The 1528-nt window shown below is 45.4% G+C and carries 2 protein-coding genes; both read left to right on the top strand.

What is annotated here, in order from left to right:
* Positions 1-189: 189 nt before the first annotated feature.
* Positions 190-660 (top strand): Rsd/AlgQ family anti-sigma factor, encoded by a 471-nt coding sequence (locus A3735_RS07840; RefSeq protein ID WP_068511889.1) that lies wholly within the window; start codon positions 190-192, stop codon positions 658-660.
* Positions 661-822: 162 nt separating this feature from the next.
* Positions 823-1528: WD40 repeat domain-containing protein (locus A3735_RS07835; RefSeq protein ID WP_068637873.1), on the top strand; the 706-nt coding region annotated here is incomplete at its 3' end.

Raw genomic sequence — 1528 nt, 5'->3', positions numbered from 1 at the left:
CAGAAGTAAGCACAAAGCTTACCGAACAATACGCAAAACATTTTGTTTTTCATCTGCAAAAGTAAAATGATAATAAACAGGTAGCCAAGCAAGCTACAAACAACAATTACTTAAACGAAACGAGCTAGCTAAGTACCGACAAGGTACAACAAGTCTCGAAACGATAATGTAGTAGAAAGGGGTTAATGAATGCTCGAGAATTGCAAGAATGCTGCAGAGCGATGGGGTGGAGTAAACGACTTAATCGATAAATGGCTTAAGGAAAGGCAAGCGCTTATTGTCAGCCTGTGCGATCTATCTGTAAACCCAGGCAGCTCTCAAGAAAATAAAGCAGAGAAGTTCCAATCGTTTTGCCAGATATTGGTCGACTATGTTTCGGTCGGACACTTCGAAGTCTACGAGCAACTCGTTGCCGAGGCAGCAGAGTATGATGACGGTGGACTTGAGCTTGCAAAGAAAATCCTTCCTCGCATTGTAATGTCCACCGAACAATCTCTAGCGTTTAACGATCGCTTCGACGATATACATAAAGTCGACGATGGCATCGAAGGCCTTATTAAAGAGCTCGACTCCTTAGGAAAAACCCTTGAAGAGCGCTTTGAGCTTGAAGACACGCTGATTGAAGCACTTCACGCGGTGCACGCAGACACAACCGCTTAGTTCTAAATGAACTCCTGAGCGATAGCCAGAACTTCTTAATTCTGGCTATATTATGCGCTTCCCCTCCAGATCATATTTATTCTCTCTTTTTCCTCGTCTCTGACTATACTAAAGATGTAATGACGTCCTTTTAAAATCGAATCAAATCTATCAGGTCTATCGGTGTTTAAAAAACAAACTTCTACCCTTTTACTCAGTCTGGCACTTGCCGCATGCGCGGAAGGCCCCACTAGCAGTAAACAGCTTGCGACTCAAGGCTTACTAAGCGGCGAACTCAGCCCTAACGGATACCTTGCGGTCATCGGATCGGTTCATCATGGCGGGAGCTTTTGGAACACCAAAAAGAAAGAGCGCCTCTATGACTGGAATCATAAAAGCGGCGAATACTCATCCATCCGGGCCTCAGCGGTTTCCGGTGACGGTAAGAGAGCCGTAACCTGCCAAGAAAAAGACTTAGTGCTATGGGACGCTACGAATGGTAAGTCCCTACAGTTCTGGCAAGCAGCCGATCGAATCGAAGCGATTAGCTTAAACCAAGATGGGCGACGAGCATTGCTAGGCCTGAGAGATGGTACGGTCAATCACTTTGACCTTGATCGAGGTATGGCCATACACAGCTTTAAGCATAACGCACCAATACGGGCTACCGACCTCAGTGAAGACGGTGCAGTAGGTATTAGTGCCGGTGATGATAACATTGCAAAGATTTGGAACCTGAAAACAGGCAAAGAGCAATACGCCTTGAGCCTGAACAATCAGATCAAGACTGCTGCAATATCTGATTCTGGTAAGCTCGCCTTTACCACCTCACAACGCGAAGATGCTCTGGTTTGGGATACCAAAACCGGGAAAAGTAAATTCAAGTTTA

The sequence above is a fragment of the Oleiphilus sp. HI0061 genome (assembly GCF_001635675.1).
Note: the sequence above shows the minus strand (reverse complement) of the source record. Positions and strands in the feature narration are given on the sequence as shown.